This is a genomic window from Mycoplasmopsis gallinacea (assembly GCF_012220205.1).
Lineage (GTDB): Bacteria > Bacillota_I > Bacilli_A > Mycoplasmatales > Metamycoplasmataceae > Mycoplasmopsis > Mycoplasmopsis gallinacea_A.
In genome coordinates this window covers 36463-61703 of record NZ_CP047225.1, presented here as the reverse complement: position 1 = coordinate 61703, position 25241 = coordinate 36463, and the positions used below count along the sequence as shown (strand labels likewise).

The 25241-nt window shown below is 28.4% G+C and carries 19 protein-coding genes; 8 read left to right on the top strand and 11 right to left on the bottom strand.

The genetic code is table 4. The features are described from left to right. Positions 1-10: 10 nt before the first annotated feature. Complete coding sequence (locus GOQ20_RS00215; protein WP_167844929.1) at positions 11-1957, top strand: DNA topoisomerase subunit B; 1947 nt, start codon at positions 11-13, stop codon at positions 1955-1957. A 92-nt stretch (positions 1958-2049) separates the two neighbouring features. On the opposite strand, the gene GOQ20_RS00210 is transcribed toward GOQ20_RS00215, so the two are convergent. The 6 genes from GOQ20_RS00210 to GOQ20_RS00185 form a co-directional block, all read right to left on the bottom strand. After that, complete coding sequence (locus GOQ20_RS00210; protein ID WP_167844928.1) at positions 2050-3333, bottom strand: hypothetical protein; 1284 nt, start codon at positions 3331-3333, stop codon at positions 2050-2052. Between the two features lie 7 nt (positions 3334-3340). Beyond that, positions 3341-4804: a hypothetical protein gene (locus GOQ20_RS00205; RefSeq protein ID WP_167844927.1), complete on the bottom strand. Its 1464-nt coding sequence runs from the start codon at positions 4802-4804 to the stop codon at positions 3341-3343. A gap of 21 nt (positions 4805-4825) precedes the next feature. Then, positions 4826-6103, bottom strand: coding sequence for a hypothetical protein (locus GOQ20_RS00200; RefSeq protein ID WP_167844926.1), 1278 nt, complete (start codon positions 6101-6103; stop codon positions 4826-4828). 9 nt (positions 6104-6112) lie between these two features. Continuing rightward, positions 6113-7579: a variable surface lipoprotein gene (locus GOQ20_RS00195; protein ID WP_167844925.1), complete on the bottom strand. Its 1467-nt coding sequence runs from the start codon at positions 7577-7579 to the stop codon at positions 6113-6115. Between the two features lie 2 nt (positions 7580-7581). Continuing rightward, on the bottom strand, positions 7582-9651 hold the full coding sequence (locus GOQ20_RS00190; RefSeq protein WP_167844924.1) for a S8 family serine peptidase: 2070 nt from the start codon (positions 9649-9651) through the stop codon (positions 7582-7584). Between the two features lie 501 nt (positions 9652-10152). Continuing rightward, positions 10153-11796, bottom strand: coding sequence for a hypothetical protein (locus GOQ20_RS00185; protein WP_167844923.1), 1644 nt, complete (start codon positions 11794-11796; stop codon positions 10153-10155). 139 nt (positions 11797-11935) lie between these two features. On the opposite strand from GOQ20_RS00185, the gene GOQ20_RS00180 reads away from it, so the two are divergent. The 5 genes from GOQ20_RS00180 to GOQ20_RS00160 are packed head-to-tail and all read left to right on the top strand — an operon-like array spanning position 11936 to position 16632. Then, the gene (locus GOQ20_RS00180; RefSeq protein WP_167844922.1) at positions 11936-12364 is read left to right on the top strand and encodes a ribosome assembly cofactor RimP; all 429 of its coding nucleotides are present in this window, start codon (positions 11936-11938) and stop codon (positions 12362-12364) included. Positions 12365-12372: 8 nt separating this feature from the next. Beyond that, positions 12373-14052 carry a NusA N-terminal domain-containing protein gene (locus tag GOQ20_RS00175; RefSeq protein WP_167844921.1) on the top strand — a complete coding sequence of 560 codons (1680 nt, stop codon included), beginning with the start codon at positions 12373-12375 and terminating at the stop codon, positions 14050-14052. Next, complete coding sequence (locus GOQ20_RS00170; RefSeq protein ID WP_233091222.1) at positions 14045-14338, top strand: YlxR family protein; 294 nt, start codon at positions 14045-14047, stop codon at positions 14336-14338. Before GOQ20_RS00175 ends, GOQ20_RS00170 begins: the two co-directional genes overlap by 8 nt. Further along, positions 14313-16112 carry a translation initiation factor IF-2 gene (gene infB / locus GOQ20_RS00165; protein ID WP_167844919.1) on the top strand — a complete coding sequence of 600 codons (1800 nt, stop codon included), beginning with the start codon at positions 14313-14315 and terminating at the stop codon, positions 16110-16112. The genes GOQ20_RS00170 and infB overlap by 26 nt, the downstream gene beginning before the upstream one ends. A 10-nt stretch (positions 16113-16122) precedes the next feature. Beyond that, positions 16123-16632: an adenine phosphoribosyltransferase gene (locus tag GOQ20_RS00160; RefSeq protein ID WP_167845584.1), complete on the top strand. Its 510-nt coding sequence runs from the start codon at positions 16123-16125 to the stop codon at positions 16630-16632. A gap of 27 nt (positions 16633-16659) precedes the next feature. Here the strand turns inward: GOQ20_RS00160 and GOQ20_RS00155 are convergent, their stop codons facing one another. The 5 genes from GOQ20_RS00155 to metK form a co-directional block, all read right to left on the bottom strand. Further along, positions 16660-17358: a ribonuclease HIII gene (locus GOQ20_RS00155; RefSeq protein ID WP_167844918.1), complete on the bottom strand. Its 699-nt coding sequence runs from the start codon at positions 17356-17358 to the stop codon at positions 16660-16662. Further along, entirely contained in the window at positions 17358-18263 is a 906-nt protein-coding gene (locus GOQ20_RS00150) for a Cof-type HAD-IIB family hydrolase (RefSeq protein WP_167844917.1), read from the bottom strand. Before GOQ20_RS00150 ends, GOQ20_RS00155 begins: the two co-directional genes overlap by 1 nt. 402 nt (positions 18264-18665) lie before the next feature. Continuing rightward, positions 18666-19553, bottom strand: a complete 888-nt coding sequence (locus tag GOQ20_RS00145; RefSeq protein ID WP_167844916.1) for a MurR/RpiR family transcriptional regulator — start codon at positions 19551-19553, stop codon at positions 18666-18668. A gap of 50 nt (positions 19554-19603) precedes the next feature. Beyond that, the gene (locus GOQ20_RS00140) at positions 19604-20581 is read right to left on the bottom strand and encodes an aspartate--ammonia ligase (RefSeq protein WP_167844915.1); all 978 of its coding nucleotides are present in this window, start codon (positions 20579-20581) and stop codon (positions 19604-19606) included. Between the two features lie 59 nt (positions 20582-20640). Continuing rightward, positions 20641-21777, bottom strand: a complete 1137-nt coding sequence (gene metK, locus GOQ20_RS00135) for a methionine adenosyltransferase (RefSeq protein ID WP_167844914.1) — start codon at positions 21775-21777, stop codon at positions 20641-20643. Positions 21778-22346: 569 nt separating this feature from the next. Here metK and GOQ20_RS00130 point away from each other — a divergent pair. Beyond that, positions 22347-23993, top strand: coding sequence for a hypothetical protein (locus tag GOQ20_RS00130; protein WP_167844913.1), 1647 nt, complete (start codon positions 22347-22349; stop codon positions 23991-23993). Then, entirely contained in the window at positions 23968-25158 is a 1191-nt protein-coding gene (locus GOQ20_RS00125; protein WP_167844912.1) for an MnuA family membrane nuclease, read from the top strand. Before GOQ20_RS00130 ends, GOQ20_RS00125 begins: the two co-directional genes overlap by 26 nt. The last annotated feature ends 83 nt before the right edge of the window (positions 25159-25241 follow it).

Genomic DNA, 25241 nt, shown 5'->3' with positions numbered 1-25241 from the left:
GGGGGTTAAAATGAGTGAAAAAAACCAAAGTTATGATGCAAGTAATATTAAGTTTTTAGAAGGTTTAGAGCACGTTAGAAAACGTCCTGGAATGTATATCGGGAGCACTTCAAAAACTGGACTCCACCACTTAATTTGAGAGATTGTCGATAACTCAGTCGATGAAGCAATGGCTGGGTTTGCAGATAAAATTTACATTACAATTACTAAAGATGAGCACATCATTGTTGAAGATAATGGGCGTGGAATTCCAGTTGGAACTCACCCAAGATTTGGAATTAGTGCCTTAGAAGTTGTTTTAACTAAACTTAATGCTGGTGGTAAATTTGAATCAAATGCTTATAAAGTTTCTGGAGGACTTCACGGGGTTGGAGCTAGTGTTGTTAATGCACTTAGTGATTCGCTTAAAGCTTGAGTTAAAAGAGATGGGAAACTTTACTTTGCAGAATTTGCTAATGGTGGTCAAACCGTTAAATCAACTGAAGTAATTGGTGAAGCTAAAGAAGGTGAAACAGGAACTAAAATTGAGTTCCATCCAGATTACAAAATTATGGAACAAGTGCCTTTTGATAAAGAGCTTATAATTGACCATGCTAAACAAATTGCCCACTTAAACAAAGGGCTTTACATTAGCGTCACTGATTTAAGAGATGGAACAATTGAAGAGTTTCAATATGACAATGGGATTATTGATTATGTTAAAGAACTTAACGAAGGGTATAACCCAATTAGTGATATTATCTTTGCTAGCGGCGATTATGTAGTTAATGAAAATGATCCTGAACACAAAAAGACTGTTAATATTGAAGTAGCTTGCCAATACCTTAGCGACTTATACCGTAGCAATATTATTTCTTATACCAATAATATTGCTACTCATGAAGGTGGAACTCACGTTTCAGGGTTTTATGATGCTTTAATTAGAATTATCAATAACTACGGAATTGAAAAAGGACTTATTAAAGTGGAAAGTGATAAATTCACTCGTGATGATTTAACTGAAGGTCTTACTGCAGTTATTTCAATTAAATACCCTGATCCTCAATTTGAAGGACAAACCAAAGGTAAATTAGGTTCTAAAGATGCTCGGATTGCAACAAATAAAGTGTTTTCAACTTCATTTGAAAGAATGTTAAATGAAAACCCAGATATTGCTAAAAAGATCATTGATCGTGCTTTAATGGCGCGTAAAAGTAGACTTGCTTCAGTTGCTGCTAGAGATAATGCACGTAGAAAAAGTGCTTTTGACAATGGTGGACTGCCAGGAAAATTAAGTGATTGTTCATCAAAAAATGCAGAAATTAGCGAACTTTTCATTGTCGAAGGGAATTCAGCTGGTGGTAGTGCTAAAATGGGACGTGATCGTAACATTCAAGCCATTTTACCGCTTAGAGGTAAGGTAATTAATGTCGAAAAAGCAAGACAAGAAAGAGTGCTTGAAAATGAAGAAATTATGTCTTTAATTACAGCACTTGGAACAGGACTTGGTGATACTTTCAACATTAACAAGTTAAGATATCACAAAATTGTTATTATGACTGACGCTGACGTGGATGGTGCTCACATTAGAACTCTTTTACTTACTTTCTTCTATCGTTATTTCAAACCACTTATTGAATATGGTTTTGTTTATATCGCTCAACCTCCGCTTTACAAAATTCAACAAAACAAAACTGTTGAATATGCTTACACAGATGAACAAAAAGAAAAAATTATTGCTACTTTAAATCCAAACCAAAAAATTAACATCCAACGTTATAAAGGACTTGGAGAAATGGATCCTGAACAACTTTGAGAAACTACAATGGATCCTGAAAAACGTAAAATGTTACAAGTGCAAATCGCCGATGCTTATAAAGCTGATCTTGCCTTTACAACCCTTATGGGAGAAAATGTTGAACTTAGACGTGAATTCATTGAAAAGAATGCAAAATTTGTAAAGAATATTGATTTATAATTGTATGTTAAAAGTCACATGCTTTTTATAGCACGTGACTTTTAATTTACCTTTTATAAGGCCTTATAAGGCCTAATTTGCGAGCTTTAAGATTAAGATAGCTCTAATCATTTCTCAAGGATAACAAGCTCATTATCGGTTAATTTTTGCAAGGTTTGAATTTTATTAAAGAAAGCAGAAGCTTCATTAAAACTTAAATTCATTTTGTATGCAAAAAGTCTTAAGAAATCATTGAGGTTTTCCTGTTCATTTATTGCAACATTATAGTTAGCCCCATTTATAAAATGATCTAAGTAAACATAGAAGAAATTATCAAAGTATAAATCAGAAACATAACCAGCAAGATAATCTTTTAATTTCCCACCTTTAGCCTTATTATCTATTATTGTGCCAAATTCTCTATCAAGATCTAAGATATTAGGATTCTTACTTGAAATATCAGGAGTATCAAGATAGCTTAGGTCATAATTTAAAGGAACAATTAATAAATTGAATTTAGATGAACCTTCTTCAAAAAACGCGTTTAAGTAATTTGTTCTAGCAATTAAATTTAAATTGTTTTTATCAACAAAGATGTTTCTAAGATAGAAAGAATTATTTCGAGCTGGGATAATAGCCACCCTGAAATTAGGGTTATTTTCTGCGTCATAATCTTTAAACATTTGTTCAATTACAGGCAAAACATTGTCAAAAAATTCATTTTTGAATTTAAAAATACCAAAATGATTGACATTCCTTTGTATTGAATATGCATATGATTCAATTTCTTCAAAGTTTTTAAGCAAGAGTAAATTAGTTCATTGAGAAGACAAATACTCTCTATTTGGTATATTTTTGTTTATTGTAAAAAGAGTTTTGATATTTACATCCCGAGGGTCATTTTTAAATTCATATTTATAAACACCATAAAAATTATTGTTTAAATTATGAAAATTCACTTCATTTTTACTATATTCAGATAAAGGTTTGGTTAAGTATTTTTGAAAATGCGAAAGTTTTTGAGCATATGAGTTATCAATTTCTGATATATTCTCTAATCTTTTTGCATTATGATCTTTGAAAAACATTTCTTGTCAATTATTTTTCTCTCAAACTTGTCCAGTGCTACCTAGAGGTAATTTAGCAAATAACCATTCGCTTTCTGTCTTTCATCATCATTCTGGACCTTCTAACGAATTTTTCTCCTTACTTGCTTCTTCAAGCAATTTAAGAATAAATGTTTTTTTAGGATCAATATTGTTATTAGGTGCAGAAGCATCTTTTTCTACAATTACTGGTTTATTTTCTTTGACTATTTCATTATTACAACTAGTTATACCGATTAAAGACAAAGCGGAAATAGTAGAAACTAAAAGCGTATTTAATTTTCGTTTCATTTTTATCCTAAAATGTTTCTTTTATATCAATTTCTTTGTCATAGTCTTTAAAATCTTGCATAACTCATTTTTTCAATAATGGAATTTCCAAATAATTTAGCTTTTCTAAATTTTGAATTTTGTTAAAGAAGTTTCTTGCATCTAGCTCGTTAATTCTTAATTTATAGCTTAAAAACTTAATAAATTTGTTTTCAGCTTCTTGATCTAAAAAGTTTTCAAAAGTGTATGATTGACCATTAATAAAGTGATCTAGATAACAATAAAATAGGTTGTCAAAATATAAATTAGCAGTATAAGTAAGTAAGGTTCATTCAAAAGTTTGATGATAAGGTATGTTAATTCATTCATTTTCATTGTATGAATCATCTAATATGAAGTTTAAGGTTCTTTTGTTTCTAATTATAAAGTTGTCAATGTTAGTAAACTTTGAACTTAACTTTCTAGAATAATAAACAGTTTCATCAACTGGAAAACCAAAAGTATCATATGTTGGCTTTAATTGTTTTCAGGGCTCAAAAACTATATGGAATTTAGGTTTGTATCAAATAGGTACAATAAGCAAGTTTAATTTATCACTAATTTGTTCGCTATTTAAAAAGCTCATTTTTGCAATTAGATTACCTTTTTCATTATCATAATACATATTTCTTATAAACATGTTTTCATTATAAGTAGGGATTATAGCTACTGAGAAAAACATATCTTTTGATTTATTATTTTCAAATAATGATTGGATTTTTGGAAGAAGATTTTGTCTTAGCTCTTTTTTAGCTGCTGCTGAATCCATTCCTGATACATATTCTTCTAATTCGCTGTACTTATTAACAAAAAAGACATTTGTTCAAATATCATCCAAATATTCAGGTGAATCTAACTTGACAAAATTTACGAAGAAATCATTTGCATCATATATAGTGTTTTCAAGTTTGTACTTAAATACACCAAAGAAAGAATCTTTGGAATTGGAAGGTGTCAACTTTTCTTCTACATTTAAGCTATTAAAGTCTTTTACTAAATAATTATCAAGTCATTTTAAGTAATCTTTATAATTATCATCCACAGTGACTTTTTCATTGTTTTTGATTATTCTTCCATATTTATCTTCATAGATCTTTTGACTTGATCAAGGTAATAAATTACTAATTTGTTCCTTATCAAATCTATCAATAAATAAGTTAGCTCAGCTATGTCTTTTTGTTATTGAATTTCATAACTGATTTAAATCTAAATCTCACTCTTTTTTAACATTTCTTACCAATTTTTGCAATTCATATTGCTTACCTTTTGAAAAGTTAAATTCATTTAAGTCATACTCAACTGAGATACGATGTTCATCAGAGTGATTATTTGAGGCAACTTCTTTTTTAGCATTTATTGGAGCTTCTTGATGGCTTTTACAAGATGAAATTGCAGGTACCAACAAAAACGGTAATAAAGAAGAAATAGAGAGTAATTTTTTCTTATTTTTCATAATTTAGCTATTTTTGTGCTTCTAATTAAAAGCTTGCTCTAATCATTTCTCAAGGAGAACAAAGTCACTATCACTTAATTTTTGCAATGTTTGAATTTTATTAAAGAAAGCAGAAGCTTCATTAAAGCTTAAATTCATTTTATATGCAAAAAGCCTTAAGAAATCATTGAGGTTTTCTTGTTCATTTATTGCAACGTTGTAGTTAGCACCATTTATAAAATGATCTAAGTAAATGTAGAAGAAATTATCAAAGTATAAATCAGAAACATATCCAGCAAGATAATCTTGTAATTTTTCACCCTTAGGTTCATTTTCTTCAATAGTTCCAAATTCTCTATCAAGATCTAAGATGTTAGGGTTTTTGCTTGAATGATCAGGAGCATTGAACTTGCTAAGATCATAATTTAAAGGAACGATTAATAAGTTTAATTTATCAACTTCACCTTTATTTAAGTAATTCATTCTAGCAATTAAATTTAAATTATTTTTATCAACTAAAATGTTTCTAAGATGCATTGTGTTGTTTGTGGTAGGGATAATTGCCACTCTAAAGTTAGGATTATTTTGTGCATCATAATCTACAAACATTTTCTCGATAACGGGTAAAACATTTGTTAGAAATTCATTTTTAAATTCTTCATTTTGAATTGCATTTGCATATTCATGAATTTTTTCTGTGTTTTTAAGTAAAAATAAATTTGTTCATTCATATGATAAATAATCTGCATTTGGGATGTTTTTATCGATAACAAATGCTTTTTTAATAAAACTAAAGTGATCTTTAATAGAAGAATTAAATTGATATTTAAACACGCTGTAAAAATTATCATTTATACTGTCAAAAGAAGATTCTTGTTTGCTGTATTGATCTAATGATTTATTTAAATACTTTTTAAATTTCTCTAATTTTGAAGCATATTCAGAATCAATTTCAGTACGAGTTTCTAATTTTGATATTCCATGTTCAGAAAAATAAATTTCTTTATCTTCATGAGCACCATATTTTGGGCGTTCTTTTTCGCTACCGGCTATAGGTAATTTCATTTTATTTCATTCTTTTTCACTTCATCATCATCACTCGTTATCTTTACTTGGGTGGTACTTTTCACGAAGAGCTCTATCAACTAAATTAAGGATAAAAGATTCTTTTGGACTTTTTTCAGGAGCTGAAACAATTTTTTCTTTTTCTACAACTACAACTTCAGATTCTGGTTTTACTTCATTTTTACAACTTGTCATTCCGAAAACAGAAAAAGCTGATAAAAGAGGCAAACAAATTTTATTTAATTTTAATTTCATATAAACTCCTTAATATGTTCATCATAAATTGATTTCTGAATCATAATCTTTAAAATCTTGAGTTACTCATTTTTTTAATAAAGGAATTTCATTTTCGTTTAATTTTTCAAAGTTTTTAATTTTATTAAAGAAATTTTGAGTGTCTAACTCGCTAATTTGAAGTTTGTAGCTTAAGAATTTAACGAATTTATTTTCTAATTGTTCTCCAGAAAGATTTTCTACAGTGTAAGATTGTCCGTTAATGAAATGATCTAAATAACAATAAAAAAGATTATCAAAGTATAAATTTGCTGTATACGTTAGCGTTGTTCATTCGAAAGAACGCATATATGGTCTTTCGAGTCAAACATCGATATTGATTTCTGAATCATATCCTTCAAACTTTAGGTGTCTTTTATTTTTAACAACAAAATTGTCAATATCTAAGAATTTAGAACTTAAATGTCTTGAATAATGTACATCATTTGCAAAACGATAAGACTGATATTGAAGATTATCAAATAAAGACCATCTTGTTCAAGGGAAAAATGCATTCATATACTTTGGCGCATATGAAACAGGAACAATTAATAAGCTAAGATTTTCACTAATTTCATCATTATTTAAAAAGCTCATCTTTGCAATTAAGTTTCCTTTTTCATAGTTGTAATACATATTTCTTATATACATATTATCATTGTAAGTAGGAATTATTGCTACAGAAAATGTACCCATGTCATCTGCATTATTATCAAATAAAGCCTTTATTTTTGGTAAAAGATTATTCATTAATTCATCTTTTGCATTTGTTGATTCCATTTGAGATACATATTCTTCAACTTCACTATATTGATTAGCAAAAAATACATTTGTTCAAATGTCGCTTAAATATTCTGGAGAATCTAATTTAACAAAGTTCACAAAAAAGTCATTTACATTTCGAATTGGGTTTTCAATTTTGTATTTAAATGCTCCAGAGAATATGTTATTAAAAGATTCTTTAGGTAATTTTTGATCTACATCTAAATCATTAATATTTTTAAGCAAAAAGTTATTTAAAGACATTAATGTTTCTTTATAATTATTATCAATTTCCACTTTTTCAGGATTTTTAACAATTCTACCTTGCTGATTTGAATTTACTATTTTACTTGATCAAGGTAATAGTTTTTCTCTTTGCTGTGGATCAAATCTATCGATGAATATGTCCGCTCAAGTGTGTTTTCCTGTAATAGAGTTTCAAAGTTGATTAAGATCTATATCTCAGTCTCTTTCTACTTTTCTAACTAGTTTTTGAAGTTCGTATTGATTACCTTTACGTGATACGTTTCCAAATAACTCTTTATCAAAAGAATGTGAAGTTTTACTTGAAGAAATTTCTAAATTTTTTTTCAAAATTGATTCATCGTTGTTTTTACACGAAACCGCAATTGTAGGAAATGCTGCAAAAGAAGAAAAAGCAAGAAAATAATTGAATATTTTTATATTTTTTTTCATTTTTAGACTCCTTTATCAACGGATTCGTAAACTAATGAACCTTTAGCTTGGCTGTCCATATTTTCGAAAACGAAACGAATGTAACCGTTTTCATTAATTGAAATATCATCTAGTTTTACATATTCAGATACTGCAAAGTTAACATCTTTTATTTTTATTCATTTGCCATTAACTAACTTTTCAATGTAAATTCTAGGTATTTTAAATTCATTTACATATTGTAAATATTCATTTTCATAATTTTTTCTTCAATCATAAACATATTCAAATTTATTTTTATTAACACCTACTGTTTTTAAAAAGGCAAGTGAAAATCTTATTTTTTTATCATTTCCAACAAAAATTTTGTCAGTAACATTTTTATTTGAAATTCTTTCAAGGTTTTTTAAGTCAATAACTTTATCTGATAATTCATACATTTTTGCGAAGTTGAATAAACCAAAACCTTCTTTATCAAATCCTAAGTTGTTTAATTTATCAGCAGATAAAGCTATCAATGAAAATAATTTAGATATATTTTTATCATTAAATAACTTGGAATTTTCTGAAAATAATTTCCCCAATAGAGAAGCAACTAAAGGAGCAGAATAACTAGTACCACTACCGTTTTTTTGTGAATTATTTTTCAAGAAACTAAAGTTATAATTTTCTCCAGGAGCTAGAACAATTGGAGCTAATTGATGTGGTAATTTATAGTTATTTTTATAACCACTAAAACTACTTCAAACACTATTTTTATTGATTGAACCGATGAAAAGAGAGTTTGCTGAATTTTTATAATTATTATCGAAAAACTCACCAGTAGCTATAGTGCTTTCATAACTGGCATTATTATTAGAAGAAAACACGTTTACAACACCGAAATTATAAGCAATATAATCTAAAAATTCTTCTTGTCCTGAATAAAAATCAAATGAGTTGCGGTTTGATGAATAACTATGGTTTATTATTTTTACATCATTATTTAATAAATATTCCATACTTTTAAATCATTCTTTATAAGAACTTCCAGAAAATGATCATTCTTTATTGGTAATGTTATTATCACCTCTTAAGGTTCTAATAAAATATGAATTCTCATCCTCAACAAAACCACCAAAATTTGCATACACCAATTCAACGTTGCTGTAAGTTGAAAGAGTGTTTTTGATTATAGATGTTACATTTGCAGAGTGAGTAATATTTTTGTTCTCACTAAAATCAAATTGTTGTCTCTTTTCTTCATTATCCGAAAATCAATTTCTTGTTTTGATATATTTATTAAAATAACTATCTTCACTTGGTTTAAAATAATTTGTTGTTGTTATTTTAAATTCATCAGTTTTGTCGCTAGAAAAATCCTTTCTGTAAAAAACATTGTTAACTTCTAAAACACCAATTTTAAAATTTGGTTTTTCTTTAAAATCAGCAGGTTTAGTTTCTATTGTTTTAGGTTTAGGTTTTTGACGATAATATGGAAATTCAAAACCAAAATCATCAACTTCCATTTCCATTTTATGCATTTTGTATACATTCTCTTCAAAGTATGGAAATTCTAAGTCTTTTACCATTTTTAATTGTTCACTGAAATAGTTATTGTCTGTTCTATATTTTTTTACTCATTCAATATGCGTATCAAATAAATAATCAGGAATTCAATTTTTTTTCAATAAATTCTTATATGGAACCTTAGTATTTTTTATAAAAAATAAATTCTTAAGTTTTTGATAATAGAAATCAATATTTTGATATTCTTTCTCAGAACTAAAATTCACTCATATCTCTGGGAATATAGGGTTAATTTCTAAAGAAATTCCAGATAAATTTAACTTTTGTATTTCTTTTAAGTAAAAATTATTTTTTTCTTTCACAAATAAAGAATATTGGTTAAAATTTTCAAAATTAGGAATTTCATATTTTAATTCCAAAACAAGAATCTTATCTCTTGAATCTAAATCATTTAAAAAAGGTGCAACCGAGTCTTCTTTCTCATTAACCTGAATACTTGGAGAAGGACTAGCAGATATTGCGATAGGAGCTAATGCTAAACTAAAAATAGATGACAAAAAGCCAAATTTTCATTTCTTTTTCATAGTTTTTATTTTTCCTTTATATTTAATATTTATATTTATTTATATTTTTTGCAAAAATAAACCTTTATCTTTGCAGTTTTGATAGAAAATATCATATTTACATTTACTATCGACAAAATTTTAAGTATTTTGAATATTTTGAATATTTTTTTGAATATTTTTTTTAATTTTTATACAATAATTCGTCATTTATTTTGAATTATTAAGATTGTTCATTTCTATATTTGTAAATTATTAAACGAATTGTCACTCTTGTTTGTTTCTTTTAATATAATTATATTGAATTCTTAAGAATTCAACACAAGCAATTCTGATATTAATTATTGAAATAAAATTTAAGTATTGAATTAATAAAATCAATTAATTTTGTATGTTAGTTTTTGGTTTTACAAATTCAATATTTGTCCTACAGCACGGGCCTTCTTTTCTTTCGAAGAAAAGAACCAAAAGAACTTCAAAATTCATAAAGAAATTGTTGATTATAAAATATGTTTTGTGATATTAGTTGTTAATGAATGCAACTTTATCTTTTCACTCTATATCTTTTTCAAGTAAGTTATAAAGTTTTAACAAAATCTGTTCACTTCTTTCAAGTATTTTGATTATCTTTTGTGCGTTTTCATTTTTAAGAATTTCGTTGGGGAAATGTCTTAATTGTGACTGTGCTAAAGTGAATTTTCTAGAATTTACAATTGCCTTTGCAATCACATGTACTTGTGGGATAGAAATATCTCACCCTTTAGCTAAAGCATAAATTTCGGTTTCATTTAATTCGGATTCTTCAACAACTTTTGCAATATATTTCTTATTATTGATTTCGAAATACAAGTTTTGGTTTACATCTAAACATAAATTAATATCTTTTCCGTTTTGTGAAAAAAACATTAATCTTTTATTATGTTCGTCGTAAGGGGCGAGCATTTTATTTTTATACATAACAACCCCATTATTTACTCTTCTTCTAATTCTTAAAGAAAAATCATAAATGTTTGAATTATGATCATTTTTGATAAATTTGGTTTCTTTATTACCTTCTGTTTTTTGAAAATGTTTGTTATATTCGTCAATAATTTCTTCGCTTCTTTTATTTAATTCATCAATAGAATCAATACCTTTATTTTTAAATAAATAAGGGTAATAATTTTGAGCACTAGCAAAAGATCTTTCCACATTTGGCTTATCTTTAGGATTAGATGACACAAATAAAGTAATTCCTCTATCGATTAAAGCCTCTTCAAACATTGTGTATGTTTTTTCTGAACCTCAAAAAGTTCTTCTGCGATCTGTTGTTATATTTGAAGGAAATCCATATTTTTTAAAGAGTTTATCAATTAGCTTTTGGTAACCCACATTTGTTTCTTGCTCTTCACATTGAAGTTCAAGTAATTTACCTGTAGCTGAATCAATTGCGTGGTAAATGAAAACTTTTTTATCCCCAAAAAATATTTCTTGACAAGCATCTAATTCAACATTTTCACCAAATTTTAAATGTATATTTTTAGCTTGATAAACGCTTTTTCTTTTCTTCTCACGCTCATCAATTTCTAAAGAACCAATTCTTGTGAAAAGTGAAGTTTTTTCACCAATTTCTTGTTTAAGCAATCTTCTAATTTTTCTAGATTCTCTTTTACCTTTTCTTGTCATTTGGATGTTAATGAAACCTTGCTTTTTAACTCTTCTAAAAGCTTGTGAATAACTAATATTAAAATTTTGTTTTACTTTTTCATAATAATAAAGTCAAAAAGGAGCGGTATTAATAGTTGCATTTTTAGGGAAAAATTCTTCAGAAAAATCATAATAATCACACATAATTTTATTTATAGTTTCATCATTATATTTGAGTGCATTTTCATTTTTTCTACCTTTGTGAGCAACGTTAAAAGTACCATTTTCTATAAATGGTTTTATTTCTTGTTTGTATCTAATTATTGTTCTGACACTGACGTGATACATCCTAGCAAGTTCTTTGTTTGTTCTTTTGTTTCAAAACCTTATAATACCTGCTATTATTTGAGCTTTTCTTTCTTCATAATAGCTCGTTTTTTTATGTGTTGTTATTTTAAAGACACCCATAGTCACTCCTTTATTAATTAAAATTTTATCTAAGATGTAGATTTTTAATTTTAAAACTCAAGGGTGTGACATTTCGTTTGCTATTTAATATTTATTTTGAATTATTAAGATTGTTCATTTCTATATTTTTTTATGTGTTATAATTAAAAAGATTTCCATATATTTTAAGGGAGTTGCGCAAGCAACTCTTTCATATTTTTAAGAGGTAAAAATGGATTATAAAAAAATTTTAAATGAACACTTTGGTGACCTAATTTTAGATGCCAAAATGGTTTTTGATCCGGAAAGTAGTTTAGAAATTACAATCAATACTGATTCATTAGATGTAGTTACTGAACAATCGAGAAAAATTGTTGATTTTCTTGAAAGTCAAACATGATTTAAAGATTCATGAAATGTTATTGTGCTTTCAAAAGGGACTGATTTAAATGTTAATTTAGACAATGTAACTAATTATATAGGTCAAATGGTAACTTTTAATTTACATAAAAGTTTTGAAGGACAAAATGTTTTCAATGTGGAAATTTTAGAAGATCTAGGTGATGAAATTCTAGTAAGATGAAACAATAAAGGTAACTTTAGAAAAATCAAATTAAACAAAAGCAATATTACTAAAGCAGAAAAATACATTAAATTTTAGAGGTATTTATGAGTAAAATCCAAAACGATTTATTAAACCCAAACCCAAATAGAGATTCAGAATTTTATCAAGTAATTGAAGGGTTTGCAAGAAACAACAAATTAGAATTTAAGGAAATTTTAGAAATTTTCGAATCAGAAATTAACAAAACAATTGCTAAAAACATCGACCCTGAAGTTGAAGTTCAATTAGTAGAAGATGCCGAAAACAAGAAAGTTTACATTTACAATGTTAATGGTTCAGTAGTTGAAGATTCATATGAATTTGACGATGAAGAAAAAATTAATGGTGATGAAGCATTCGAACTTGATCCTACTAGAATTTCATTTATTAAACTTTCAGAAGCTCGTGATCTTTACGGGAAAAAATTAGAAGTTGATGATGTTGTTTCTATTAAATTTTCACTTGAAGCACTTCCTGAAAAAAGTAGAAATGCAATTATGAGTGGATTTAATATGTCTTTAAGAGCTCAAATTAAGTTAAAAACTTATGAAGCTTACAAAGATCTTATTGGTTCAAAACTTAGTGCAAAAATTCTTTCAAAATACAAAAATGGTTCATTTAACCTTGAATTTGAAGATGGTGTAACAGCATTTTTATTCAAAAACAAAGTTAACACAAAATCAAAAATGGAACTTGGAAGCTACATTGATGTTTACTTAGAAAACATCAATTTAGAAAACAAATTAAGTATTTGTGAAGTAACAATGATTTCTCCAAAAGAAATTGAAGATGCAATTAAAAGAGAAATTCCTGAAATTGCTAATGGAGATATTTTAATTGTTAAAATCCAAAGAAATGTTGGTATTAAATCTAAAATTGCGGTGCAACCAAATCCTGAAAGAAGCTTTGATTATGACGTTATTTCATCGATTTTCGGTGAAGGTGCAAGACGTATTTTAGCTGTGTCACAATCACTTAATGGTGAAAAAATTGATATCGTGCGTTATAGTGATAACAAAGAAGAATACATTAAGTATGCTTTATCACCAGCTAAAGTAATTGACGTACTTTACCAAAAAGGAACAAATACATATCTTGCAATTGTGCAACCAGAAGAAGTAGTATCAGCAATTGGACGTGAAGGAAATAACATCAACCTTGCTGCTAAACTTGTAGGTGCAAAAATTGAAGTTAAAAGCACTGAAGATGCTATTAAAGATGGAATTGAATTTAATAAAAGCAATATGTATGAAAAACCATTATTTAAAGCAACTGCTAAAAATGATAGAACTAAAAAAGCTCGTTCACAATACTTTGACAACATCGAAATTGATCTTCAAGATTTCAAAGCTGATGTTCAAAACTTCATGGAAAGTTTCACTGATGAACTTGTAAATGAGCCAGTAAAAGAAGTAAAAGCTAAACCAAAAGCTCAAACTAAATTAAATGAAAATGAAATCGAAAACTGATTTAGTCCAGAAAACATTCAAATTGAAGTTGAAGACGAAGATGAATACGATTTCATTGAACAAATTGACTTTGAAGAATTACTTACCAAAGAAGAAGAAGAAACTGAAGCTAAAGCAGAAACAGCACAAGAAGCTCCTACCGCTAAAAAACCTGTTGAAAAATACAAGAAAGCTAAAGTTGAACTTAAAGGTTTCAAAGTTGATAATGATTTAGCTAACTACGGTTTAGATGGAAATTTAGACTTAAGGGAATTCGAAGATGAATGAGATGAATAAAATTTCATACACCCGTAAATGCATTATCACAAACGAGATCGTTAATCATGAACTTTTAATTCGTTTTGATTACAACAAAAGTAAAAATGAAGTGAATCTAGATTTAGATCGCACTTTAAAAGGGCGTGGTTGCTATATGCTTTTAAATGCTGAAAATTGAGCTAAAGCTAAAAAAACCAAAGCCTTAAACTGTGCTTTTCGCACAAATGTTTCAAAAGAGACATATGACAAAATAGACACAATCATTCAGGAGGTACTAAATGAGCAAGAAAAATACAAGAATTAGTAACGTACAGGATGTTAAAGAACAACTATCTACAACTAAAACAGAACTTAAAGATGGAGTTTTTACATTTACTGGAAAACTATCAATTAGTGACTTTGCTGAAAAAACCAAAATTAACGCTAATGAAATTATTAAAAAATTCTTTTTAAAAGGTCAAATGTATACCTTGAACCAAATTTTGGAAGAAGAGGAAATTGCTGAGCTTTGCTTAGAATATGGATTTGATTTTAAAAAGGAAACCAATGTTGATGGTACAAACTTTTTAGATGAGCTTGTAATTATCGATGATGAAAAAAACTTGGTCAAAAGAGCACCAATTATTACTGTTATGGGACACGTTGACCACGGAAAAACAACTCTGATTGACAAAATTAGAAATTCAAATATTGTAGCTAGTGAAAGCAGCGGAATTACCCAGCATACTGGAGCATATCAAATCAAGCATAAAGGAAATAAGATTACCTTTATTGATACTCCAGGGCATGAAGCTTTTACAATGATGCGTGCTAGAGGTGCTAAAGTAACTGATATTGTTATTTTAGTAGTGGCAGCTGATGATGGAGTTATGCCTCAAACTAAGGAAGCTATTTCACATGCTAAAGCAGCCAATGTTCCAATTATTGTCTTTGTTAATAAAATGGATAAACCAAATAAAGACTTAGATAGAATTAAAGGGGAACTTGCTGAAAACGAAGTTGTTATTGAAGAATATGGTGGTGATACACAAATTGTTTATGGATCTGCACTTAAAGGTGAAGGTCTTAATGAGCTTTTTGATGCCATTATGCTTCTTAGCGAACTTTTAGATTTAAAAGCTAACCCTTCAAGATACCCAATTGGTACAGTTATTGAATCAAAAATTGATCGTGGAGTTGGTTCAGTTTCTACCATTATTGTAGAAAATGGAACCTTAATGAAAGGTGATTTCTTACTTGCTGGTTCTAAATATGGTCGTGTTAGATCAATTCAAGATAGCTATGGAAATACCCTTGAAAAAGTTGAACCAGGAGCACCTGCTAGAATTAGTGGTTTAAATTATGCTCCAAATGCTGGTGATCGTTTTATTGGTATGTCTGATGAAAAATTAGCTAAAAGACTTGCTAGTCAAAAAGAACAATTTGACAAAATTAACTCAATGAACTCACGTGCAAACATGAACAACTCAGGTAAAAAAGTTATTAATGTAATTATTAAATCTGACGTTCATGGAACTAGTGAAGCTATTAAAGGTCAAATTCATGGACTTGAAAATGATGAAGCTATGGTTAATGTTATTTCAGCTGCAGCTGGTGATGTTAACGGAAGTGATTTACTTTTAGCTCAAGCTTCTAATGCAGTTATTTTTGCATTTAACTTAAAATTGCAACCTGCAATTAAGCAAAATGCTTTAAACCAAGGTGTGCAATTAATTGCTCATGACGTTATTTACAAAATTGTAGATGATATTCAAACTACGCTTGATGGAGAAAAAGCTCCAGTTTATGAAGAAAGAAAAATTGGTGAAGCTCACATTATTAAAGTATTTTTCTACTCAAAAGTTGGAAAAATTGCAGGGTGTCTTCAAGATACTGGTGTAGTTAAAGCTGGTTCAAAAGTTAAAGTTTACCGCAAGGGCAAAATGATTCATGAAGGTGTGCTTGACTCACTTAAACGTGAACTTAATGATGCTAAAGAAGTTGTTAAAGGTAAAGACTTTGGATGTCATATTAAAGGATTTAATGACATTGAAGAAGATGATTTACTAGAATTTTATGAAGATGTACGTGTAAATTAGAAGGTAAATGATGGATATTAAAAAATTAATTAGAGATGTAAAAGATTTTCCAAAACCAGGAATTTTATTCAAAGATATTTCTCCACTCCTTGCAAATGGGGAAGCACTTAGTTATACAATTGACCAAATTGCAAGTCATTGTAAGGATGTTGATGTAATTGTAGGACCAGATGCTCGTGGATTCTTATTTGGTACTCCTACAGCTGCTCAATTAAAAAAACCATTTTTAATGGTGAGAAAACCACATAAACTTCCTGGTGAAGTTATCTCAATGAATTATGATTTAGAATACGGAAGCAACATTTTGGAAATCCAAAAAGGATTTATCCAAAAAGGGCAAAAAGTAGCTATTGTAGATGATGTTCTTGCAACTGGTGGAACAACTAAAGCAATTATTAAACTGCTTGAATCTCAAGGTGCAATTGTTTCAAAAATCATTGTTTTATTAGAACTTAAAGAACTTAAAGGTCGTGAACTTTTAGGTAAGGAAACAGAAGTTATTTCTTTAATTGAAGTTTAAAAAATAATCTAGGTTAACAGGCCTAGATTATTTTTTAAAATTAAGTTTTGCAACCTCTCCAAGAGCTTTCTCACCAAATTTTAAGGTAAATTCACTGACAGCTTCTTTAGTTTTAGAAGAAGCTCCAAGAGGAAAGTTAAAGTTTCATTTTTGAGATTGCTCTTGCATTTTTAAATTTAATGTGTAGCGAGCAATAATTGAAGCACAAGCTACAGAAAGATGAACTTCTTCTGCTTTATTAATAAGTAAAGTGTCAATTTCATAATCTTGCAGCTTAGCTCAATTGTTTAATTTTAAGATCTTATTATCATATTTAAGAATTGAATTAGTTGTTGAATATTGATCAATGATAATTAAATCAATATCATGATTAACTCTAAGGTTATAACGATCAACGAGCAAATTGATAGCTTTTTGATGTGCAAAAAACTTCATTTCATTAGCGTTATAAACCTTACTTAAAGAGTTATAACCACTTTGTGTAAGTGTATATACAGAATGTGGAATGGTATTAATTAAAATAGGAGCAATTTCATTTATTTGTTTTTGTGATAGTTTCTTTGAATCTTTAACACCAATTTTTTTAGCTCACTCAGTTAAATGGTTAGGTAAAAATGCTGCTGCAGCAATTAGCGGCGTAAAATAATCGCCTACTCCAGTTTCATCTACTCCTACTACATTTCTAGTAGCTAAATTTAGGTGATTAAGATTGTCAAAATATTTCATTATTCAATTTCTACTGATTTAGATAATTTTTGTTTAAAAATGCTACTTTTATTAATTTCAGCTTCTGGGTTATCTAGAAACTTATTAATATATCAACCCACTCCACCTTCTTTGTTAGTTTTACTTATTTTAACACTAGCATATTTTTTAACTTCTTTTGTTGCATTAGCCATAGCCACTGAAACGTTAGCCACTTTAAACATTGGAACATCATTAAATCCATCACCAATAGCAACTGTGTTTTCAACTTTGATATCGTAATATCTAATAAGCATACTCAAAGCTTTACCTTTATTAGCTGTAATGTTAGTCATGTCAAATACTGGTGAAAGCCCTTCGCCTTTTGATCAATATGAAAATTCAGCTAAATCTCCATAACGAGCTTTAAGGTATTTTCTAAGTTTTTCAACATCTGTTGTTTGTTTAACGTCAAAAATGATTCCTGTAGGCATAAGGGGGAGCTTGTGAAAATCAAGTCCTTCTTTAAATTTAGGTGTATTTTCAAATCCAAACACTTTTTCTAAATTTGGATCACGGTGTTGAAGTTGTACTCAGTCAGGTCCTTCAATAGCGATATTTGTAAGTTCTGCTTGAACTTTTTCATCCCCAAGAATATATAATGCTTCATTTAAGTTTAAATATTTAATGTATGGAATGAACTCATATTCATAAGGGTGGTGAATGTGAGCTCCATTGTAGTTACTTACGATAGTTTTAAGCCCAAGTTCATCATAAATAAATTTAGTACTTCTTCAAGGTCTACCAGTTAAAATACAAACAATATGTCCTTCAGCTGTTGCTCTTTTAATTGCATTTACTGTTGTATCGTGAATTTCACCGGTTTGACTTGAACGCAAAGTAGTTCCGTCAAGATCAATTGCAAAAAGATATCTTTCTTTTTCCATTATGTACTCCTTTAATTAAATTGCTCTCTATTTTAAAAAATAAGCAATTTCAATTGAAAGTGCTTATTTAAATTATACTATTTTTTAGGCCTATTTGTTTTAAAAGGAAATTGTTCCACATCCGGGCGAGAGTTAAATAGCAACTAAAAACATATAAATTTGAATTGTGTCAACACTGTTGACACTTTTTGAATTTTGCAAATAAACCATATTCTATCATTGTAATAGGCTAGTGCAAATTTACCAAAACTTCTTATTTATAGGCATATTTATAAATTTTTGTCTTGCAACTTGGAAATAAGTTTGAATAAAACAAATTGTGTCAACACTTTTGACACTTTTTTGTAAGAGATTAAATTAAAATTCGAAATACCAATTTCAATATTTCGAATAAGGGTTTAATTATTTTTTTAGGTTTATAAAATCGATTCATAATGAATGCATATCTTTTGACTTTTTGTATTTTTTTTCAATATCGCTATCAATTGAAACCAGTGCATCAAAAAGCAACTCAGCAATTAATAATTGTGATGCTTTGTTGCTAAAATAAATTTTATTAATAGGATTTTGAATTTTTGAATAAATAATTTTAGTTGCTACCCGAACATCTTCAGGAAGAACATTATCACTTGATAAAGTGATTAATTTAGCTCCATTTTTAAGTAAATATTTAGAGATAAATTGAATTTGTAATGAGTCAATAACATCAGAAAAACAAACAGCAACATCATTTTTGCTCGCATTAGCAAGAAGGGGTAAAAAGATGTCAAAATCACTTGAATAAATAACGTGTTTTCCTACTTTTTGGAGTAAATAAGCAAATTCAGAACTAATCACTTTATCTTCATTGCTTGTTAAAATAAATACTTTTTCAGCTTTATAAAGAAGCTCTGCAGCATATTCAATTGAAGCGTAAGTTTTATCATTAACAATACTATTAACCGCAAAATTATGACTTAAAAGTATTTCTTCCCTGCGAGTAATTTGGTTTAAATTCTCAATATTATTCTTTAAGTAATTGGTATAAAAATCTTTAATTACTAAGTTAATATGAGCTATAAATTCACGGTAGCTTTTAAATCCGATTTTATTAACAAATCTAGAAACGCTCCCTTCACTTACATTTGAATAACGAGCAAGTTCTTTTTGTGAAAGATCAAAGATTTCTTTGTCATATGAATTGATAAAATCATGCAATTTAATGTCTGAATTAGTAAAGGTATCATGAAGTTGAACAAACGGTTTTTTGAAAAAGTGTGCGTTTTTCTTATTTTTAACAATGTTATTCATATTTTTATTATACTAATTTAATTTTTGAATTTTATAAAGAAAAATTGAGTCTAAAGTAGCTCAATTCCTTCTTTTTTAGCTTCGCTTATTACTTCTTCTGATCAAATTCCAACTTGAACTTCACCAATGTGTTTTTTCTCTAAAAGAAACATTGAAAGTCTACTTTGTCCAATTCCACCACCAATTGTAAATGGAAGAGTTTCATCAAGAATTTGATTGTGGTAAGTAGCAACTTTATCTTCTTTTTGATCAAAAATCATTTGCTTAGTTAAAGCGTCTTTATCAACTCTAATTCCCATTGATGAAATTTCTAAAGCTTTTTCATTCACTGGATCATAAACAATTAAATCACCATTAAGTGTTCAATCATCATAGTCAAATGATCTTGCTGAATGCTTTACACCATCAGGAAGTGGATATCCAATTGTATATACAAAGAAAGCTTTTACTTCTTTAGCAAAAAGGTTTTCTCTTTCTTCTGGTGAAAGGTTTGGGTATTTGTTATAAAGTTCTAAAGCAGAAATGAAAGTGATATTTTCTGGTAATTTTTTAGTTAATTGTGGAAAGTCAAAAATTAATTTGTGTTCTACAAAACGGATTGTTTTGTAGATTTTTTTCACAACTTCCTTAAGAAAATCTAAATTACGATCCTCTCTTTTAATAATTAATTCTCAGTCTCATTGATCAACATAATATGAATGCTTATAATCAATATTTTCTTGTTGTCTAATAGCATTCATATCAGTTCAAATTCCTTCATAAACATTGAAATGATATTTGTAAAGCGCTTCTCTTTTTCATTTAGCAAGAGAGTGAACAATTTCTAATGTTTCATCAATTTGAGCTGGTGAGAAAGTAACAGGAGTTTCTCCGTTTAATCCGTCATTAATTTTAGTTGTGCTACGGACAAAAAGAGGAGCAGAAACTCTAACAAGATTTAATGCTTTAGCAAAATTCTTTGAAAAGTTGTATTTTAAATCTTGAATTGCTAATTGAGTCTCTTTAACTGATAATTTACTTTTATACATATTTTTCTCATTTCTTTATTTAATCAATTTAATAATTAAATTTTAAAGAAAAATGGAAATTATTTGCTTAATTTAGCAACTTCTTTTTTAAGTTCTTCAACTTTGTCTAATCTTTCTCAAGTAAAGTCTAAATCATCTCTACCAAAGTGTCCATAGTATGCAGTTTTTTGGTAAATTGGTTTACGTAAATCAAGCGCATCAATAATTCCTTTTGGTGAAAGATCAAAAATGTTTTGAATTGCTTGTTCAATGATGCTATTATTAACTTTATTTGTTCCAAATGTTTCGACCATAATTGAAACTGGTTGAGCCACTCCAATTGCGTAAGCTACTTGAATTTCAACTCTATCTGCAAGATTTGCAGCTACTACGTTTTTAGCAATTCATCTTGCTGCATAAGCTGCTGAACGATCCACTTTAGTTGCATCTTTTCCTGAGAAAGCACCACCACCATGTCTTGATGCTCCACCGTAAGTATCAACAATAATTTTTCTACCTGTTAACCCAGTATCACTTGAAGGTCCTCCGATAACAAATTTACCTGTTGGGTTAATTAAAATTTTTGAAGGAACTTCTAAGTTATATTTGTCAAAAACAAACTTAATAATATTATCTTTAATGAATTGTTTAAATTCTTGTTCATTGAATTTTTCATCATGTTGAATACTAATTAAAACTGTATCAGCAGTTACATTTTTTGGATCTGTATAATCAAGAGTTACTTGACTTTTCATATCAGCTTTAGCTCATTTAAATTCTCCGCTTACTCTTAATTCTTCAGCACGACGAACAAGTTGATGCGCAAGAGTAATAGCAAGAGGCATGTATTGAGGTGTTTCATTTGTTGCATAACCAAACATAATCCCTTGGTCTCCAGCCCCAATTTCTTTATCTAAATTAACACCTTGAGCAATGTCAGGACTTTGAGTTTTAATATCAACAATAAAGCTAGTTTTGTGTGAGTAATATCCTAAACGTTTTAAAATGTTTTTACAAATTTCAATAACATCGATATCAACAATTGACCCAACTTCACCAGCAATGAAAATGTTATGTCCACTAGCCATAGCTTCAACAGCGACTTTAGCATGTGGATCAAGAGCTAAATAAGCATCTAAAATAGCATCTGAAAGTTGATCACAAACTTTATCTGGGTGCCCTTTACCCACTGATTCACTTGAAAATAATTTTCTCATAAAAAAACCTCTCTTTTGCGCGATAACAAAAAAGAGGTTAGGATTATTTTTGCATGCTGGAAATTCCCTAACTATCCACCTTGCAACTAGCAGGTTGGCAATGGTCATCGCTGTCAAGCTACCATACTCTTTATGCATCACGAATATTTTGTATATTTAACACTTAATTAAATGTGCTCAATTATTATAAACCAAAAAAGTTAAAGGCAAAACTTATTTTTTGTTAGCAAGGTAAAAAATCACTTTTTATATTTATATAAATAATTAGTTAAAAATTATTAATTTAAACAGTTTTTTTGTCAAAAATTGACAAAAAGAACTTTGATTTTGATAATTAAAGGAATATTTATTTATCATTAAATTAAGTGAAGAAAAATAAGCTAAATAAAATAGCTTTTTAATTTTTCTAACAAAGAATTATAAGGGAAAAAATTTATAAAAAATTTTATAAAAGCACTTTTTAATTAATTGTGGAAACTTTAATGAAATTTCTTTTTTGCTATTTTTTTACCTTTATAATACTTGGGAAATTCAAATAAAAAATAATTAATAGGAAGGGAATATATATTATGAAAAAATTTAGGAGATTATTTTTATTAGCACCACTTGCAGTAGCTCCTGCTTTTATGTATTCATGTAATGATACAGCTAAAAAAGAAGGGGTAAAAAACGAGGAAAGCTCTGCGAAAACAACAAATAATACAGAAACTACAAATCCAAACAATACAAATAATTCTGATTCATCAGCACCAGCTGATAATTCACAACCAAACCAAGGGGATAGCAATCAAGGAACTAACGCATCAAATTCAGATTCAAGCGTAGCACCATCAAATAATTCACAACCAAACCAAGGAACTAGCTCAGAAGGGGATGGAACAGCTAATTCGGATTCATCATCAACAGATAGTGCACAACCAAATCAAGGAAATAGCGATGCAAGTTCTGATTCTTCATCAAATACATCAGATCAATCAGAAGGAAATGCTCCAGTTGAAAATACCCAGTCAGCTCCACAACCAGCTAGTGGAACTGTAGAACCAGCAACTGAAAATAGAGAAGAACAAACTTTAACTCCTTCTCAGAGAGTTAACTCAGATAACAACAACATTATTTCATTAAAAGAAGGTGTTGATTATTCAGATTTTTATAAATACATCGATTTTTCTAAAACAACTGGTAAACCAAGTAGTCTTATTTATAACTACCAAGATGGTACAATTACTACAAGTAACAGCGGAAAAAATGGATATACAGAAAAAACATGAGAATTTAATTTAAATAGAGCTAACTTTGATAATTCTTTAGATTACAAATTAGCTACTCATGAAAACCCTCTTTGAAATCCAAGTAATACTCAAAAATATTATGTTAGCAAGTTTTTAAACTTTACTTATGATGAAGCAAACAACACAATTACTGTTTCATATAAAGTAGTTTATTCAGAACCAAACCAAATTGAAGAAAGTTCTTACATAATTTCAGATGCTGTTTTCACTTCTGTTTTACAGTTACCAACTCAAGCTAAAGAAACTGCAAATACTTCAAATACTGAAGCAGAAAATAACACTCCTGCATCTGAAGAGAATCCACCTGTATCAACAGATACAGGTTCAAATTCAACAGAAAATACAACAGATCCAGAATCAAATGATTCATCTAACACAGATACAAATGTAGAAGAAACAAGAGAATTAACCATTGAAGACAAAGTAAATGATGAAAACAATAATAATTTAATTGTTCTTAGAAATGGTCAAGATTATTCTGATTTTGAAGCATATATTGAATACTTAGAGTCAAATTCAAAAGATAAAACATTAGACTTTAATATTGAAAAAGGTTACGATATTTCTACATATTCAAAATATACTGGTACTAAAATTTACTTCGATTTCAATTCAAGCAAATTTAATGACGAACACTTTAGATTAACAATTCCAAGCCCTCAATATAAAGAAACAAAATCAAAAGCTGGAATTAAATATTATGTAGATCGTAAAGTTGCGTTTGAGTACAATATAGAAACTAGAACTCTTCTTCTTTCTTATAAAGTTATATATTTTAATGCTGGACCAACAGAGAAATCTGTTCCTGAAAAAAGTGACATAATAATTTCTGAAAGAGTTTATACATCAACAATCGTTCTTCCAAATGGTATTGCAACTGTAGAAAATACAGAAACTCCAAGTGAATCAGCTGAAGCTAGGAACTAGTGAAAATTTAGACAATAACAACTTAAATAACGTCGAAGATAATAATCAACCTTCCGTAGAATATGCTGTTAGACATGATTTAAGAATAGCACATTATAATATTAAAAATTTCGGTATTCTCGAGGAAAGCGAAGCAACAAACGAGTATCGTTATAAAATTAAATCATTAGCATATAACATCAGTGAAATTAATCCTGATGTGATTGGAATTACTGAATTAAATTACAATAAAGAATATGAAGTTTCAAAAATTGTAGACCAATTAAATCTTTATAGTAAATCTCGTTCTAGAAACTACAAATTTATTTTACAAACACCTGAAGAAGCAGACAACCCAGAAGTAAATTCAGATACAGTTGAACAAATTGCAATTGTTTATGATGCAAATAAAATTGATCCTAGTCTTTTTTCTAATAATTCTAGTTCAGCAAGTTTTCATGGCTCAATTCAATTAATTGGTGAAAATGGAACTTTTACTAATAAAAGAAAAAGATACCAAAGACCTCCTTTTGGAGCAAGGTTCAAATTAAAATCAAACAATAAGTTTTTTACAACTATTTTTGCTCACTTTGATTCTCCGGGAGTGAAATTCAAATATGGAGAAATATCTATTAAAAAAGTACCTGATGGAAATGGTGGAGCAATTCCATTAGCACAAAACCAAGGTAACTTTGAAATTAGTGAAGCTTATGGACTTACATATGTTATTGACTACTTTAAAAATTTAGGTGCAGAAAAGATTATTTTTGCTGGTGACACAAATATAAAATCAAATAATGAAAAAGCTTTTATAACTTCATTTCAAAGAGGATATTTAGCCGGTTGAAAAGATTTTAATCAAGATAAATACTTAACCTCTTTCGGTCAAAATCAAAGTATAGATGCATTTTTAAGTAATCGCAGATCAACTGGTTATTCACAACCGTATGACAAAATGATTTATGACACAGCATATTTTAGACAATCTGAGAAAAACAAAGATATATTTAAATTAGATGTGCTTAATATGTACAAAAACTGAAGAGAAAATAAGAAAAATGAAACTTATAAATCAACAATAGAAAGTATTTGAAATGAAGAAGTTGGAACTTCAACAACCCCTTCTAACTACTTTTCAAAAACATCAGATCACCTTCCTGTTTATATTGATTTAGAATTTATTTAAGATGTTAAATATTGCTCAGAATATGAAATTTCATATTCTGAGTTTTTTATTTCCTCTTTTAGTAGCGTTAAATTTTGATCTAA